We start from the raw sequence: 17,170 nt of genomic DNA, 5'->3' as shown, positions 1-17,170 counted from the left end.
CCTTTTACCTTACCTTTACCTGATCATCTATCTTGCCCAGCGGCAAAGTAAAACGAAAAACAGCGCCACCATCGGGCCTGTTCTCAGCCCAGATGCGTCCGCCATGGGCCTCAATCAACCCTCGGCAGACAGCCAATCCCAGACCGGTCCCCATCGCGCTGGTAGACTTACGATTTGCTCCCGTGACACGATAGAACTTATCAAAAATACGCTCCAGATCGTATGGAGGAATGCCTGGACCACGGTCGGCAATGCTGACCATGATATGATCATCAACAGCCTGAGCACTTATCTCAAGCGGCGAATCGGATGGCGTATAACGTAGCGCATTCTCCAAAAGATTGGTCACCACCTGATCGATCTGGAGATAATCCAGTTGTACGGGCGGCAGATCAGCTGGAATATCCACGTGCAGAGCGCGTCCCAGCAAAGCGTCGTGCATCCGTCCCATCACATCGTGGAGCAGTTCATCCAAAGGATACCATTCTTTTTCGGCCTTGAGCGCTCCACCTTCGATACGCGACATATCCAGAATGTTCCCGACCAGACGATTTAAGCGATCAGCTTCACGCTCGATGGCCTGCGCAAAGCTCTTTTTGGACTCCTCATCCCATACGACGTCGTCTTGCAGCAGACTACTGGCCGCCGCTTTGATCGATGAGAGTGGCGTACGCAGATCATGAGAGACCGATGAGAGGAGTGCAGCACGCAAGGCATCTGTACGGCGCAGGAGTTCTATCTGAACCGCCTCACGATGTAAGCGAGCGCGTTCAATCATCGCCGTCGCCTGATCGAGAAAGGTCCAGAAGAACGTCGCCTGATCATTGATATTCACAGATGCATCGACTGACCGACGCTCAAGCGGAAAACGCTGCGAGCTATCCACCATGACCAACCGCACAACTCCTAACACCTTCTGATGCTGCCGCAATGGCACAAAGCGCGTCGAAGATTTATCGTTAACAGATCGACGAACACGATCCGTCAATTTCTGCTCAGAACTGACGAAAAAGCTCATGATTCTACCCTCGCGCATCACCGACTCCGCCGTATGCATCTCGTCGGCAGAGAGCCGAACCTGAGCGGGCTCTTGCAGCGCAGCGGCCTGGATCTCTAGCTTACCCGTGCCGTGCAGATCAGGCAACAGAATCGAGCAATCGCTGACACCCAGCATCGAGAAGTTGTCGACGATAGCTCGCGCTATCGTACGCAGTTGAGAGGAGAGATCATCTTCATTGGTCGTGGCATTCACCAGCTCGTAGAGAGCTCGTGTCTCTTTCTCCTGTTGCAGCGCCTGCTCGGCACGCTGCCTGAGCGCTGATGCCAGCTCGCCCGTAATAATCGCCGTCACCAGAAAAATAAACAGTGCCAGCCACTCCTCACCAGTCCCAATGGTCAGCGTAAAAACCGGTGCCACCAGAAAAAAGTCAAACGTAAAAAAGGAGATCAACGAGGCAATCACCGCCGCGTAGAGTCCACGGACGCTGGCCAGTCCCAATACTACAAGCAAATAGAGAAATGAAATATTGGGAATCGCAGGGTAAAGCCTGGCAGCGTAAATAAAAGCTGTCACAATAGCTGGTAAGACAAGTGCAATCAGCGTATCAAGCAGATAACGCTTCCCACGCCGATCATCCCTCAGGCCCAAAAAAAGGAGAGATTCTATTTTTTTCATGGTCGCAATTAATTTCTCTCAGAGAATCCTATACAAGATAGTATCAAACATCCATGTCTATATTCAAGGATATCACAACACGAGACTCTTGACCTGAGTATTGCTACAACGCTATACTCAAGCTATGAAACAACTACGTATTGGACTTGTGGCTTTATTTCTCTGTCTGGGACTCGTAGCTTGCTCACCCGGTCATTCGGGGACAACGGTGATTGCTTTTCTCCGCGATGGACAGTTGTGGACCATCGATCCTGATGGAGCAAACGCGTTTAAAACGGTGGCACCACAGACAGCTGTCGTCAGCGATGCATGGTCACCAGATCATCGTCTGCTCGCGTTCCGCACGCTCGATGAAGATTTCGCGAAGACTGAACAGGCCAAACATCTCGTCTCGCAATCTCCCAGCGGAGTCATCGGCGATCTCCCCAGCACGCTCAATACGATTGGCGTCGATGGTGGTACGCCGATTGAGATCGCCTTCTCCAGCCCACAGGTCAACTATAACAATCCTCAATGGAACAGCAACGGCACTCGTGTAATCTATCGACAAACTCCAAAAAACTTCGCAGCCAATCCAGCCAACGCGCAGTGGTGGATCGCTCAGAATGATCAACCGGGCGGCATCGCAGCCAAGCGCTTCCCAGGCACCTTCTCAATCCCATCGATCTCTTACGACCCGCAAAGCTATCTGATCGTCGCCAACGGCACAACAGGCATCTTCACGACCAGCATGGAGGGCACCAACAATGTCAATAGAAGCAGTCCACTGTTGAACCATCCCCTGTCGGCCTCGCTAGAGCGTTTGCTCTGGCGACCGGCACATCAGGACCAGAGCTTCGTCTATGCACAGGATGTCTATCCGCTGAGCGTCACGAGCAGTACCCCACTACCGATACACCTCGTCATGCAAAGCCCGGCCGGCAAGCTAACCAGACTCGCTACCTGTGTCTGTACACAGTTCGCCTGGTCTCCCAATGGCAACAAGCTCCTCTATAGCACAGGAAAGACCGATACGATACTCGACCTCGCCACTCAAACCGCTTTCAGCTTTGCGGTCTCTCCCGAAGCAGTCCCTTACTGGTCACCGGACAGCCAATTCCTCCTGCTGGATGGCTCTCATACGCTCTCGCTTATCTCAGTGGCGACTCACAAGCAGACGCTCCTGCTGACCGATAATATACAGTCAGCGTCACAGCAGATAAATTTTCCGTCCACCGGCGCATTACTACAACCCGTACCTAATAGCCTCTGGTCAGCCGATAGCCGTCACTTCGTCTTTCTCAGCCAGCAACGCCTCAGATGGCAAGGCAAAAAGTTGTCCAGTAACGGACTCTATACCGCTACCATCAACGATCAAGGACAGGTACAGGGCACTCCACTCTCGCTGGCTACGGGCAACATCAGCCAACCTGGATGGACCTATCAAGATCCAAATACATCGTTTCTGTATTAAGAGGTAAAATGAGATACAATGAGAGCAGAATTTGGTTTGTTGAGAGGAGATTTTTTGCGTGAATAAAAAGAAATCACACGCACGCTTTATCGAGATTCCAGCAGAGTCAAAAGAGGCCGCCGATGTGGCATCCTCGGACGCCGATAACGAATATGATGATCTTGAGCTCTTAGAGCATCTGGAGTCCCTCCAGGAGGAGATGGAAGAGCTTGGCGTGAGTACACTCGCCGAGGTGATCCAAAGGATCGAGAAGCTCAATCAAAAATTGGATGCCGATTAAACAAAAGAGAGCGTTGGACCTAAATAGTGGTCCAACGCTCTCTTTCCAACAAACCAGGTTATCCCCCCAGATAGGCCTGGCGAACCAGGTCGTTGGTGAGCAGGTTCTTGGCTGTGTCGCTCAAGACGATTTTTCCAGTCTGGAGCACGTAGCCTCGATCGGCATGGCTGAGGGCCATGGAGGCGTTCTGCTCCACCAGGAAGATGGTCATGCCTTCGTCGCGGATGCGCAGGATGGTGTCGAAGACGGTTTCGACGAGTTTGGGCGAGAGTCCCATCGATGGCTCGTCCATGCAGATCATCTTGGGACGCGACATGATAGCTCGTCCCATGGCGAGCATCTGCTGCTCTCCACCGGACATCGTTCCAGCAGTCTGCTTCAGACGCTCCTGGAGGCGCGGGAAGATCTGACAGACGTGATCCATGTCTTCAGCGATCTCTTTACGATTGCTGCGCACAAAGGCTCCCATCTCCAGATTCTCACGCACGGTCATGCGCGGGAAGACGCGTCTCGCCTCTGGCACGAGGGCCAGGCCGGACTTCACGATGTCGCCCGTGAGTTTGCGCTCAATCGGACTGTCTTCAAAGAAGACCTGACCACTACTGGACTTCGTCAAACCAAAAATTGTCTTCATGGTCGTCGTCTTGCCAGCGGCATTGGCTCCCAGGAGGCAGACAATCTCTCCCTTGTTGACTTCCAGTGAGATGTTCTGCAAGACATGGCTGGGACCATAATACGTATTGACATCAACGAGTCGTAACATTATAGACCTACCTCATAACCTCTCGTATGCATATGGGCATATGATGCGCTTGAACGCTTACTGTTGTAGTTGATTTTTTCTGGCCGTTTCCGCTTCAGCAGCAGCGATCTCGCTCTCGGTCTGACGTCCGAGATAGGCCGCAACCACGCGCTCATCGTAGCGAACCTCGTCGGGTAAGCCATCGGCGATCTTGACCCCGTAGTCCAGCACCGCGATATGATCGGACATGCCCATGGTCACCTGCAACTTGTGCTCGATCAAGAGAATTGTCAGGCCCAACTCGTCGCGTAACTGCCGGATATACTTGACGGCTTCAAGCGTCTCAGCCTCGTTCATACCAGCGGTCGGCTCGTCGAGCAAGAGCAGCTTGGGATCTGCGGCCAGGGCGCGTGCAATCTCAATACGGCGACGATCCGCGTAAGAGAGATTGATGACGTACTCGTCCTGACGCTCAACCAGTGCCGTACCAAAGAAACCAAGCAATTCGATCGCACGTTCACGAGCAATGCGCTCCTCTTCCACCACATAACGAGGGCGGAAAAGTGATCCCATCACGCCAGCTTTCAGACGAGTATGCTGTCCCACCAGGACATTTTCCAGTACAGTCATGTTATTGAAGAGACGAATATTCTGGAAAGTGCGGGTAATACCTTGCTTAACAATTCGATCGGGCGAAAGATTCACAATCGAATGGCCATCCAACAAAATGGCACCGCTCGTCGGTTTATAGATGCCTGTCACCAGATTGAACACAGTAGTCTTACCAGCGCCATTGGGGCCAATCACGCTGACAATCTCACGCGGTCGGACGATCAGATTCACGTCTGAGACAGCCGTCAGACCTCCAAAGGTCTTGGTCACCGACTGAAGTTCTAGCAATGCATGTTCCGTCGACGAACCAGAGGCGGGTTGCTCGTCCTGTTCTACCTGATTAGAACTCATAATGTATCTCCTTTATGCCACTATTCCACATGGACTTCAGCCCCAAATTCGGCTGAGCCTGGAGGTTCATCCAATGAGCCCAGTCCCTCTTGCGACTCTTCGGGCTCATTCTTCGGTCGACGCAACTCACGTTGACGGCGAGCACTTGGAATCAAGCCTTGTGGCCGGAAGATCATGATGGAGACCAGAATAATGCCGAAGAGGAGATTGCGGATGTTTTCAAAGCTAAAGTTTGGCACGAGCTGAGGAATAATGTGCAAAACGTTATTCGGATCAGTCGCGAAGGTATCGAGCTGGTTAAGGATCAGAAGGTTAATGGAATAGACCACCACAGCTCCCACCAGAACACCAGGGATACTTCCTAAGCCACCAAGCACAACCATCGACAGATAGATATACGAGTCATTCGTATTAAAATCTGCCGGTGCAACAGCCCCTAATTTTGCAGCGTGATAAGCTCCCGCAATACCTGCAAAGAAAGCACCAGCGGCAAAGGCAAACAGCTTGGTGTTTACCAGATTAATACCAGATGATGAAGCAGCAATCTCATCTTCACGAATAGCAATCCAGGCACGTCCCAACTTAGAATCGCGCAGGCGCACATTAGCAAAGATACACAGGCCAATCAAAATCAAAATGAGGTAGAAATAGGGTGTTGGATCGGAAAACCAATTCAAGCAAAAGGAGCCAATACAAGGGGTCGCGGGCGGATAGACACCGGCAATACCATTTGCGCCGTTTGTAACACTATCCACCTGGGTAAAGACGATGGGGATAATTTCGCCAAAGCCCAGCGTCACAATCGCCAGATAGTCACCACGCAGTCGCAACGTCGGAGCCCCCAGCAAGACCCCCCATAGGGCGGTGATAATCGCCGCAATGATGAGCATCGGCCAGAAGAACCAGGAGACAACCTGCTGGGTAAGCAGAATATTGGTGAGCTTATAAAATTGTGGTGAGCCGACCAACGACCAGGCATACGTTCCAATCACAAAGAAGGCCACATAACCCAGGTCAAGCAGACCAGCAAAGCCAACCACGATATTTAGACCTAAAGCGAGGATCACATAGAAGCCCAGGTCTCCATAACTCGAAACACGTCCTTTGGAACCTGCGCCAAAGAGCAAAGGGTCTACAATCGGATACACAATAAGGAAAGCCAGGAAGAGAAACATATAGACACGTGTGGCCCCTTTACTCTGTAAGGGTTTATCATTAGGAACCACATCCTTCGCCTCTTCGCTCGCTCGACTGGCCGACAAGCTTTGCAACTGCTGCTGGCGACTAATACGGCGGGCACCTCCATCGGCAGATGGCTCCTCGTGACGATCAGCGGCACCAACCTCGGCCACTGTAATCTCGTCTTCTGGCTTAATCACATAGCGTAAAGCCATCCTGCCACCCAATCCACCCAGGAAATAGCCCACACCAATCAAGAGGACTGTGCGGATAATCACCCAGGGTAAAAGCAGCGCGGGCAAAGAACCAATGGCAAAGTAAACAAGATCCAAAACCAGAAAGATAACAGCGAAGATGGTAGCAAACCAGAAACCACCCAGGCGAGCCAGACGCAGCAGACTAGCTTGCTGCTCAGCATCCATCACCTGCACAGCATCCAGAGGGGGCGGAGGCGCGTAATGCATAGCCGCTCGCACACGCGCACGGACAAGATTGTAGATCCCCCAGACAATCACACCTAAAGCCAATCCTATTAGCAGATTGTTCGTGATATAAAGGAAGACAATCGGCAAGACCATCACGAATAAGGCATCCAGCCAGACTTCCAGAGTGCTGTGACGACCGCTATCCGCTGCAACCAGATAGCCTTGTAGTACAATCGTTGTGCCATATAAGAGGATCACAAAGAGAAAATTGAGAAAATCAAACCAGACGTTGTGGTCGAATAATGGATTCTGAGGATCAAGAACTCCCAGTAGCGCCTGGTTCACAATCGTCTCACCGCTCCATACGAAGGTGAAGACCGCGACAGGAACAAGGATGACCGGCAGCCATTTAAGCAATAGCCTGCCCGTCTGTGCATTTGGAAGCAATCCACGGGAACTTACTGATACAGCCACGTTTTATCACCTCACTCTGATGCTTGATTTATTTTTATCTCGTTCCAATTCTCTGTTATACTTTCTCAGGTACTTGCTGTCCCAAAAGGCCAGAAGGACGAAAAACGAGAATCAGGATCAAGATCACAAAGATAATAGCCTGGTTCCAGGCGTTTCCACCATGAGGCAAGATAGAGGCAGGAATGAGCGTCACCAGGGAAGAGATGATACCAATCAACAATCCTCCGAGCATGGCACCCACAAGATTGCCAATTCCCCCCAAAACAGCAGCAGTGAAAGCGATCAAACCTTGCTGAAATCCAAGATAGAAATAGGTATTGGGGAACTTAAGACTGTAAATGAAGCCACCAGCACCGGCCAGACCAGCTCCAACAAAAAAAGTAAAAGCGATAATCAGATTAACATTGACACCCATCAGAGCAGCCGCATCACGGTCCTGAGCCACCGCACGCATAGCACGCCCGATTCTGGTACGCGTGACCATGAGATGTAAAGCAGCCATCAAAGCGAGGGCAACAACAAGCACAAAGATATTAATCACATCAATATCAATCGGTCCGAAGCTCAAAGCGCCAATAGGTAAGGAGACAAATGAGACATTTGTATTGCCAAACCAGAGCTTGCCAAGATCTTGCAAGATCAGAGAGACGCCAATGGCCGAGATCAAAGGAGCCAATTTGGGAGCATTACGCAGTGGTCGGTAGGCCACACGCTCGATAACGACACCCAAAACAGCACAGAAGAGAAACGAGCCAACACAAGCAAGAGCCAACTGACCAACCAGATCCCAGGTCATCACCGAGGGAGGATTGTTCGCCTGAACACCTAGAGCGCTCATAATCGCAATCGTCACAAACGTACCGAGCATGAAGATATCGCCATGGGCAAAATTGATCAACTCGATAATGCCATAAACCATTGTATACCCGAGAGCAATCAAGGCATAAATGGCACCAGTGGCCAGACCGACAATCAGTAAATTTAAGAAAGTAGCCATAGAAGGTGGTTACTCCTCTTCGTAGCAAAGGATATTCAACAAGTCAATAAAAAAACCCGGGGAAGCATCAGCTCTCGAAGGAAGCTATTTACAACCTCCCCAGGTCCACCATAAGCAAGAAAGGCTTAGCCTAAAGTGCTTGTATCAATCTGATCCAGGAACTTCCATCCAGTACCAGTGTTGACATCATCAGCAATTGTGTATAGAGAAACATAGTGGTTGGTCGTATCACCATTAGCGTCAAAGCTATGGGTACCAGTCAGGCCAACATAGGTCGTCTTCTGAACAGCGTCGATGACAGCCTGGCGGAAAGCACTGGCATCCCCATTTGCATTAGCAGGAGGTGTAGCTGTCTTTGCGGTGATGACAGTCTTAATCGCCTGCAAGAGGATATTTGCATCGTCATAGCCACCAGCGCTGTATGAACCAAAGTTGCTGGCTCCAAACGCTTTCACGTAATCATTATAAAAATCAGTATAGCCCTTTGACTTACTGGGATCAATACCAGGAATCGAGGTATAGACAGCGCCACCACCCAATGGTTTGATAGCCTTGGCAAGAGTTCCTGTCTGGGAACCATCACCAGCCAGAAAAGGTGTATTACCCAGACCCGCGATGCTCTTCATCTGCTGACGAATTGTGGTACCACCAGTAGAGTCATTGCCACCAAACATAATCACATCTGGCTTCTTAGCCGCAACCTGAGTCAAAATGTTCTCATATGAGTTCGTAACTTTGACGCTAGAAGATCCAACAATGGTGCCACCGAGTTTCTTCCAATACGAAGTAAAATTGTTCGCCAGGCCAACACCATAAGTCTCAGTATCATCGATCACATAGGCTGTCTTGTACCCTTTGGTTTTATAACCATAGAGAGCCAGGGCAGCACCCTGATACTGGTCAATTGTGGCTGTACGGAAATAGGTCACTTTGCCAGAAGGACGTAGTGAAGGGATAAGATCTTTGCTACCACCACATTCATCAGTAGGGGTATTTTTTGTCAGACAGTCATTGGTATTAGCAGGGCTAATCAATGCAATTGGAGCACGGTTTGTGGTTGGAATCTCTGCCAGAGCCACACTACTGTTCAGAGGTCCAACAATACCAGCTACCTGTGCATCACCAGCCAGGTCAGTAACATTTTGCTGTCCAACTGTAGCATTGTGGGTGCCACCATTACCGACATCATCTTTGGCAACCAGCACAAATTTATAGCCAGGCAAAAAGTTTTTAGCGTTTGCCTGCTGAATCGCCAATGCGATTCCATCTTCCGCCGGCTTACCACTGGATGCGTCAGAAGCAGTCGTTGGAAACTCAGAACCAATTTTGATGGTAATTGGACCAGATGAGGTTGTGGTTGTGGTCGCAGCACCAGCTCCACAAGCAGCCAGGATGGTCATTACCAGCGTCAAGCCTACAATCGAGGCGAAAATACGAGGCGAAAGTCGTCTCATAATCTAGTCAGCCTGCCTTTCAAAAAGCGCCTATCAGGAAGGATAAGACACTCTCAAAACAAAAAACAAATTAGCACATAAAAAAACAACGAAAAGGAGTCACAGGTCACAAGTTGCTCTGCTTATTTTATAAAGACGTCGATGGCTTACAAAAATAATACGTCACCAAATAGATTCTTCTCACCAAGATCTACACCTACAAGCTCCAAATCCAAATAGCTTCCTGGTAAAATACCGTAATAAAGGAAATTTCGTGACAAAACATATACGAAATAAACACAAGCTATCTTAACTTATATTTGCATCCTTCTCATACTTCAGTAGCAACCAGAGTGAGGAAATTATATGTACTATCACAGATGATGTCAATACTTATTTTTTTCACGGCAGGCTATTCTACAAGAACTATTGAGAGAAGGCTCCCCAAGCATTCACCTGCAAGCATTTTTGAAAGAAGGGAAGGAATTTTATTTCAGGGAGAGGAATATCATAAGGAAAGCTAATATTACTACCAACTCCTGTTCCTCCGTAGTGGCTTCGCTCAGACAATTGAATGATAGTATACTTTGCAAGGACCATTGAAATAAAACACCAAGCCAAACTAGTTAAGAGTTTTGTTGGGAAAATAGAAGCCTAAAACTACCAGAGGTTGATCCTTTTTGACAAAATGTCAGAGGCAATTTGTTATAATTGCTAACAGCGTTTTGAACAAGTTGCACTTCATTTACATCTAAATGCTGAGAGATGGTCGCGTCAACGAGAGCAAGATAATGTGTAATGTGGACATAAGGGTCCTCTTGTTTTACCCAATCAGGCTTATTCGTAGAAAATTAAGAGGCAGATATATTCTCAAGCGAGAAAAGAACGAAACATCTCGTACTGACTGACGAACTCTTTAAAACCAAGCTGACGACAACGAGCCAGGAATGAGCTTCCCTCTGGCTCATTAAAGAGTTGGATCTGTTTAGCATTGCCTGCAGCTTGCCACAATAAGGCTGCCAGTTGTACATCCGTCAATGAGCTCTGGAGCACAGCACCATGAATACGGATTATTTCGCCCAAGTGCAAGCGCTGGACCAGCAATCCATTCATCCGACCATCGGGGCCAGCTACGATAACCGCCTCATTATGAATACCGAGGAACGTACCCAACTCACGCCCCCAAGTGGGCCGATCTGCGTTTTGAAGCCAGGGCAGAAGCACATCAGGGGCGAAGGCTTGAGCATGGAAAATAACATCTTGTGACAAATCTTGCGTAGCGATCTCTAAACTGAAGAGCTGGCGCGTTGTCACGAAACCGACACTCTCATAGGTTTTTATCGCAGCAACGTTTTGTGCCAGCACCTCCAATTGCAATGTTGCCAGGCCACTAGCGTACGCCACCTGGACCATCTTAGTAGCCAACAATTTACCAGCGCCCCGATCACGAAACTCCGGTACAATGCCAAAGCCGCCACACCAGCCCCGCTTCCCCCGCATACCCATAGACGCCATACCCACAAACGTGCCCGCTTGATCGTGCATAACAACACACAGGTTCGCATCAATCTGATTGATACGCCAAAAATCGGCAGTCATCTTAGGAGTCATCGTCAGCGAAAATAAATCGCCGCTAAAACTGGCGTTGCGCAGCTCGGTAAGTTGAGCAAACGAATATTCTGTGGCATTATAAAAATAGCAATTGTCCATAACAAATTGGTCATCACTAAAATGATTTTGACCCATTTTTTTCCTCATTTCTTTACTAAAATCCTCAAAATTTTATTTTTTACTGAAAGAATAGAAAAATGCTGTTTAGAACAAGTTTAGAACTTATTCAAACTTTAGCTAAACAGAAAATAAACACGTGTCCTGTATCCTTTCTTTTAAGTCCACACATACGTGAGATTTCGGGAAAAGGAGATTTTCATATCATCCATACAACCTTAACAAGGTTCTTAGTTAACGGAAGCAAGCAGTTAGTAACTGAAAGGGAGCTGGAATATTCTGGAATGCCTTTCATGAAATCTAAGGAAGAGTGACGCCTATTGGAGCTACCAGCGCATGCTGTGGATGTGATACCACATAGCTCTCACCCAACTGTGAAGAGGAATGAATTATGACTCTCTGCCTCTGCACTCTTCAAAGTATTTGGTTGGAAATGCTTTCGTTGACTGTTTACTACACAAGCTTCACTACTGAAAGGACGTGAATCATGTCACCTATTACTGCATTGGAAAATACTCAAGAGATCGATCCAACCTTTGAATTGGACATTCGAGTTACGCTCAACTCGCAGGCTCCTGATTCTTCAACAAAGAACCCCGTTTTCCAACAAACAGATATAACGGGTTGTGACAGTCTTCCTTGTACAGATGTCTGTCGAACCGTATTTACAGGTGGTACATTGTGCTGCTTCTAGAAGTCAGGAAACTTCTACCAATTTTGTAATGGAGAAAGATTTTTTCTAGAGTGAATAGGATTTCTATTCGCCAAAGGAGCCCTCTCTTCTTCATCTATACTTTTTTACTTAATTAGTGGACTGTATATAGCTATTGGTGTTTAGATTACATTTTTCTGGCGCTAGATGGAAAGTGACTTCACACCATTTTTTAAAATGGCTTCATCCTGCTTCACACAATGAGTCTAAACATCAATAGGTAGATTCCTTACTACAAGAGGTAAAAGGAATGAATGTAAGTGAACTTTCTTATAAATCCTCTCTTGAGCAGAAACAAGTCAGATGGCCATGTTTTTTGGATGAGGTTTTAAGGAAACGTGCTCAAGAGGCTGCTCATTTTGTCGCTAACCAGATGCGAGATCCTGGATATGTAATCAATGCAGCGAAACTAGTTAGCCACCGGTCTCCCTATCCATCGAGATGGCTCCCTACTTCATTAGCAGGGGGGTCGGTTGGAGTAGCACTAATGTATGCATATTTCGATGATTGTTTTTCAGGGTTGGGCTGGGATATGCTGACACAACAATATTTATGCCTCGCCGCTGCGGAAAGTCAGCGAATCTTTGTCGAGCCATCTCTCTTCGGAGGGAATACAGGCATAGCTTTTACCCTCTCCTTAGCTAGCAAGGAGGGAAAACGTTATCGAAATACCTTAGAGCAGCTCAATCAGGGGCTTTGCAAACAGGTACTTGCGAAGCACTGGAGAAGACCTCAAGAGGAAAAGGGAGTAGCGCCCAGGGATTATGATCTCATCTCTGGAGCTTCGGGCATATTACTCTATCTGGTTTCAATCAAACATCCCGAGATGTATGTGCAGGAGGCTATCTGCAAGATTCTGGATTACTTATTGTGGCTGTCTGAACCAGGACAACCAATTGGACAAGAGCGTTGGTTTATTCCCCCTGCCTTATTGCCTAACGATATCCAACGTCGAGCAGCCCCTCAAGGGCATTTCAATTGTGGGCTGGCCCATGGTATTCCAGGCCCTCTAGCGGTTCTTGCGCTGACCTGGCTTGCTGGATACCGTTCACCAGGCTTACGAGAATCAATAGTCTATTTGAGTACTTGGTTAGTAGAACACCAAGTACATGGGGAATGGGATATAAACTGGCCTGCCAATATCCCGCTAGAGTTTGCATATTTACCTCAGGATTGGAAGGGTTTGCCTGCAACCCCTCCTACTTGGTGCTATGGCGCGCCAGGGATAGCACGCAGTCTCTGGTTAGCTGGAAGCGCACTAGAAGAGGAGAATTTACGCCAAGTTGCAGTTGGGATAATTGAGACAATGATACATTATGTTCTAGCTCAAAACAATCTTCCAACATGTATTTGTCATGGAACGGCAGGTTTGCTACAAATCTGTCTCCATTTTGCATCTGAGACCGAGAGCCAGCAGATTCAAAAAGCGATACCATTGCTGGTTGAGCGAGTTCTCGATGCTTTCAATCCAGCCTTAATGCTGGGTTTCCAGGATGTGGTGCAGGGGATACCCCTTGACCAGCCTGCCTGGCTGACGGGCGCTCCTGGAATAGCTATGGCGTTATTAGCTGCCTCTACGCCTGTTTGGCCCGCCTGGGACAAGGTTCTGGCAATTTCCTAGGAAGAGACAGTATCTCATAAGCATTGAAAGGAAGAGTGTTATGGTTGAAAGCAAGCGAGAGACGCTAATTTTTGTACCAGCGGGCTTCTATATGATGAGGGCTCCTGTTCTGTCTGCCCAGGTCTTTCTACGCCTATCTACGATAGGGCAAATCTCGCCTGAAGAAGCTTCGGAGAATCTTGATCTCATGCTGCAAAGCCGGAAGATGGCGTGTTATGAACTGCTTGACCAACTGGTTGCTCAAGCGCAGGTAACTCAAGCGTTGGCAATAGCCAGTCCAGCCTTACTAGAAGCATATGAACGCATAAAGCAAGGAGAAAGCTCTGCTCTCCGTCATAAGCGTACCTATGCAAGCCTATTACGTTACCTCATCCGTATGAGTACTCGTCCTACTCCCTTTGGCTTGTTTTCAGGAATGGCTCTAGGTGTTTTTGCAGACTCGACACACGTTTCTCTGGCGTCTCCTCCAGTTGCAAGTATACGTGCTAGGCCTGATATGGCCTGGGTACTCTCCGTCTTACACTATCTAGAAAAGGATCCATCTCTGGTAGCACAACTGAGAGTCAGGCTTAACCAAACTGCCTATCTTACAGGTGAACGGGCCGTCCTGCCTCTTGCTGATACCTATGGAACACAAGATGCTCGCACAATCTCTTTGCGTGCCACCGCAGTTGTGCGTAAAGTGTTTGCCCTAGCACACCAGAGTATTTTGTATGCTCAACTACGAGCAGATCTTCTGCATGCTTTCCCACATGCAACGCTAGAGCAAATTGATCGTTTACTCTGGCAACTCTGGAAGCATGGATTCTTGATTAGCCAGTTGCATCCTCCGCTCACCAATGCTCAGCCTATTGAGTATATTACAAATACCCTGGAGACGCTACTCAATGTTGATGAGGAAAGAAAAAAACTGAAGCAAGTGCTGGAAGCAGTAGCGGCAATAAATAAGGCTAGTATTGGTGCCTCACCCGATTTGTTGTCTACATTGATTGAGAAGCAAGAATCGCTGGTACCTGTGAAGAAATATCCCCTCCAAGTCGATGTGGCTCTGCATTTGCAATCACCTACTCTCAATTACACAATTGGCGAAGCCGCTGCGTGTGCTGCCAAATTACTCCTCTCTCAGACTCCCGCTCCAACGGGCTCTCCTAAGCTCCAGGAATATCGACTGTGGTTTCTTGAAAAATATGGAGCCAATGCCGAGGTGCCCTTGCTTGATCTTCTCAGCCCAGAAAACGGTTTGGATGCCCCGGTAGGCTATACAAAACCGCCGCGTGTTTATCAACGCTCCACAAGCAATCCTCCTCCAGAAAACAGCTCCCGCCATCAGCTTTTGATAAAATTGGTAGCCGAGGCTATAAATCAAGGAAGTCAGGAATTTGAGCTCACTGAAGATCTCCAACGTCGCTTAGCAACCTGGACACCTCGCTTGTCGGAGACTCCACTCTCACTAGAGATCTATCTGCAAATACATGCACATTCCCGCGAGGCTCTAGATCGCGGTGAATGGGCAGCCGTGATCAGCGGTAATTGTGGCTCCCATAGTGGCGGACGGACCTTCGGGCGCTTTTTCGACCTCCTGGGAGAGTCGGGTATGGATGCGTTGCATGATCTTGCCGCTCGTGAAGAAGCGTTGCTACCAGACGTTATCTTTGCCGAACTAAGCTACCAACCTACGGAGGCCCGACAAGCCAATGTCGCAATTCGTCCACTAATGCGTTCCTATGAAATCGCCGTGGGTACTACACCTTCGGTTCCTCCTGAGCGAGTAATTGAGCTTTGTGATCTGGTTGTTGGTGTTAAAAATGGACGTTTTTACTTGCGCTCGCTCCGTCTTGGTAAACAAGTGCATGTCTGCAGGACACATATGCTCGTCCCTGCGCAGGCTCCTAACGTTTGTCGCTTCATCTCCGAAATTAATGATGATGGACAGCCGCTCTTGAACCACTTTGACTGGGGGATACTTTCTGGTGCTCCTTTCCTGCCTCGCCTAGTATTGAAGACTGGTCCATCCTCCAAGCTCGTAATCACCCCAGTCCGCTGGAATCTTCAGAACGACGTGATTCCGTTGCTAGGCGAAGGAACTGAGGATGCCCGCTGGTTCCAAGGCTTACAAGCTTGGCGCAAACAATGGCATGTGCCACGCTACGTCTATCTAGTTGAGAATCTAGATAATCGATTACTTTTAGATCTGGAACATCCTCTTATGGTGGCTGAACTCCACAATGAACTAAACAAGCAAAACGATTCTAGATTTATTCGTTTGGAAGAACTGTTCCCCAACTTTGAGCATCTTTGGCTACGCGATGGTCTGGATCAGAAATATTTCTCGGAGATTGTGGTGCCACTTCTTCGCATGGATGCTGTGGATCCAGCAATTAGACCCACCCCCCAGAAAGAGGAGTTCATTCGTGATGCACGAATTATTAGCTCGATAGAGCGCAACAGTTTCCCTGGCGAAGATTGGCTCTATCTAAAACTGTATGCAGCGCCAAGCAAACATGAAGAGTTGATCGCTTCTTTGTTACCTGTCTTGGTGCGCATGCTACAAGAGCAGGAGCTAATTGACTGTTGGTTCTTTATTCGCTATTACGATCCTGAACCACACTTGAGGCTACGTTTTCACGCCAAAGAAGTTATTAATATCTATTCCATTTTAAATCTTGTTTTGCCCTTTTGTCTGCAAATGGCAAAGCGTGGTCAGATCCAGCGTTATTCCCTGGATACCTATGAGCGCGAAGTAGAGCGCTACGGTGGAGCAGAGTCCATTGACCTATTAGAGCAGGTATTCATGATAGATAGTAGTGTGGTGAGTGCAATAATCGTGGCCCAGCATATGCACCGTGTGGCCCTCGATCCTCTGGAAGTTGCAGTCTTCTCTCTTAATCACTTACTTTCCTCCTGGGGCTGTGATCTCAGACAACGTTTGGATTGGGCACAGAACCTGACCGAGCCATATGTATACAACAAAGAATACCGTTCCCAGAGAAAGCGCTATTGTGATCTGCTCGCACCACAAAACCAATCCGATCCTGTTCTAGCAGAGCAACATGCTCAACTGTTAGAACTCCTGAAAGATCAGTATGCACATCTGAGTCAGTTAGCTATGCAGGTACGCTCATTAGCTGAATCAGGCAAGCTCCAAATATCAGAAATGTCTCTGTTGAGTAGCCTGGCGCATATGCATATCAATCGACTACTGGGAATTGATCGGGCAAGAGAAACGCAAGTCTACGCTTTCTTGAGATATACCTTAAAATCTTTGGAGCGTCGGTCTGAGTGAGCTTGATCGGTGAGGCTTTGAGCTCGAATGAAAGGTTGCAATTCCATTCCCTACTTAGTTCACCCAGATCGGATGGGAGTCTCCAAACTCTGGCGTTTTGATGAGAATTGATCGGACGGAAAAATGAAAGTCTATGCTTTCTTAAGATGGACATTGAAATATCTGGAATTTCAGTTTGAGTTATTCTTTCCAAATGAAATACAGA

Annotated in this window: 11 protein-coding genes; 4 read left to right on the top strand and 7 right to left on the bottom strand. The window is 48.3% G+C overall.

Annotated features, from left to right (window positions below; genetic code table 11):
- Window positions 1–4: 4 nt before the first annotated feature.
- Window positions 5–1,675: an ATP-binding protein gene (locus AC27N8_RS31600; RefSeq protein ID WP_487073015.1), complete on the bottom strand. Its 1,671-nt coding sequence runs from the start codon at window positions 1,673–1,675 to the stop codon at window positions 5–7.
- A gap of 124 nt (window positions 1,676–1,799) precedes the next feature.
- Here AC27N8_RS31600 and AC27N8_RS31595 point away from each other — a divergent pair, with 124 nt between their 5' ends.
- Together AC27N8_RS31595 and AC27N8_RS31590 are read left to right on the top strand one after the other, a co-directional pair.
- Window positions 1,800–3,128: a TolB family protein gene (locus tag AC27N8_RS31595; RefSeq protein ID WP_487073013.1), complete on the top strand. Its 1,329-nt coding sequence runs from the start codon at window positions 1,800–1,802 to the stop codon at window positions 3,126–3,128.
- A 58-nt stretch (window positions 3,129–3,186) separates the two neighbouring features.
- Window positions 3,187–3,408, top strand: coding sequence for a hypothetical protein (locus AC27N8_RS31590; protein ID WP_487073011.1), 222 nt, complete (start codon window positions 3,187–3,189; stop codon window positions 3,406–3,408).
- Between the two features lie 58 nt (window positions 3,409–3,466).
- On the opposite strand, the gene AC27N8_RS31585 is transcribed toward AC27N8_RS31590, so the two are convergent.
- The 6 genes from AC27N8_RS31585 to AC27N8_RS31560 all read right to left on the bottom strand — a co-directional run bounded on the left by AC27N8_RS31585 (window position 3,467) and on the right by AC27N8_RS31560 (window position 11,367).
- Window positions 3,467–4,171: an ABC transporter ATP-binding protein gene (locus AC27N8_RS31585; protein ID WP_487073009.1), complete on the bottom strand. Its 705-nt coding sequence runs from the start codon at window positions 4,169–4,171 to the stop codon at window positions 3,467–3,469.
- A 57-nt stretch (window positions 4,172–4,228) separates the two neighbouring features.
- The gene (locus tag AC27N8_RS31580) at window positions 4,229–5,113 is read right to left on the bottom strand and encodes an ABC transporter ATP-binding protein (protein ID WP_487073007.1); all 885 of its coding nucleotides are present in this window, start codon (window positions 5,111–5,113) and stop codon (window positions 4,229–4,231) included.
- A 20-nt stretch (window positions 5,114–5,133) separates the two neighbouring features.
- On the bottom strand, window positions 5,134–7,191 hold the full coding sequence (locus AC27N8_RS31575; RefSeq protein ID WP_487073005.1) for a branched-chain amino acid ABC transporter permease: 2,058 nt from the start codon (window positions 7,189–7,191) through the stop codon (window positions 5,134–5,136).
- A gap of 55 nt (window positions 7,192–7,246) precedes the next feature.
- A complete protein-coding gene (locus AC27N8_RS31570; RefSeq protein ID WP_487073003.1) occupies window positions 7,247–8,188 on the bottom strand; it encodes a branched-chain amino acid ABC transporter permease in 942 nt (313 codons plus the stop codon).
- Between the two features lie 125 nt (window positions 8,189–8,313).
- Window positions 8,314–9,642: a branched-chain amino acid ABC transporter substrate-binding protein gene (locus tag AC27N8_RS31565; protein ID WP_487073001.1), complete on the bottom strand. Its 1,329-nt coding sequence runs from the start codon at window positions 9,640–9,642 to the stop codon at window positions 8,314–8,316.
- Between the two features lie 849 nt (window positions 9,643–10,491).
- Window positions 10,492–11,367 (bottom strand): GNAT family N-acetyltransferase, encoded by an 876-nt coding sequence (locus AC27N8_RS31560; RefSeq protein ID WP_487072999.1) that lies wholly within the window; start codon window positions 11,365–11,367, stop codon window positions 10,492–10,494.
- Window positions 11,368–12,311: 944 nt separating this feature from the next.
- On the opposite strand from AC27N8_RS31560, the gene AC27N8_RS31555 reads away from it, so the two are divergent.
- Together AC27N8_RS31555 and AC27N8_RS31550 are read left to right on the top strand one after the other, a co-directional pair.
- Window positions 12,312–13,682, top strand: coding sequence for a lanthionine synthetase C family protein (locus AC27N8_RS31555; RefSeq protein ID WP_487072997.1), 1,371 nt, complete (start codon window positions 12,312–12,314; stop codon window positions 13,680–13,682).
- A 40-nt stretch (window positions 13,683–13,722) separates the two neighbouring features.
- Window positions 13,723–16,965, top strand: coding sequence for a lantibiotic dehydratase (locus AC27N8_RS31550; protein ID WP_487072995.1), 3,243 nt, complete (start codon window positions 13,723–13,725; stop codon window positions 16,963–16,965).
- Window positions 16,966–17,170 lie beyond the last annotated feature (205 nt).

The organism is Dictyobacter sp. Z7_2, assembly GCF_057551105.1.
This window is presented reverse-complemented; position numbering and strand designations above follow the sequence as displayed.

What these genes read in the sequence shown, in the direction of transcription:
- AC27N8_RS31555 (WP_487072997.1), top strand. Translation starts at nt 12,312, where the DNA reads ATGAATGTAAGTGAACTTTCTTATAAATCCTCTCTTGAGCAGAAACAA.
- AC27N8_RS31585 (WP_487073009.1), bottom strand. Translation starts at nt 4,171, where the DNA reads ATGTTACGACTCGTTGATGTCAATACGTATTATGGTCCCAGCCATGTC.
- AC27N8_RS31560 (WP_487072999.1), bottom strand. Translation starts at nt 11,367, where the DNA reads ATGGGTCAAAATCATTTTAGTGATGACCAATTTGTTATGGACAATTGC.
- AC27N8_RS31595 (WP_487073013.1), top strand. Translation starts at nt 1,800, where the DNA reads ATGAAACAACTACGTATTGGACTTGTGGCTTTATTTCTCTGTCTGGGA.
- AC27N8_RS31550 (WP_487072995.1), top strand. Translation starts at nt 13,723, where the DNA reads ATGGTTGAAAGCAAGCGAGAGACGCTAATTTTTGTACCAGCGGGCTTC.
- AC27N8_RS31565 (WP_487073001.1), bottom strand. Translation starts at nt 9,642, where the DNA reads ATGAGACGACTTTCGCCTCGTATTTTCGCCTCGATTGTAGGCTTGACG.
- AC27N8_RS31580 (WP_487073007.1), bottom strand. Translation starts at nt 5,113, where the DNA reads ATGAGTTCTAATCAGGTAGAACAGGACGAGCAACCCGCCTCTGGTTCG.
- AC27N8_RS31600 (WP_487073015.1), bottom strand. Translation starts at nt 1,675, where the DNA reads ATGAAAAAAATAGAATCTCTCCTTTTTTTGGGCCTGAGGGATGATCGG.
- AC27N8_RS31570 (WP_487073003.1), bottom strand. Translation starts at nt 8,188, where the DNA reads ATGGCTACTTTCTTAAATTTACTGATTGTCGGTCTGGCCACTGGTGCC.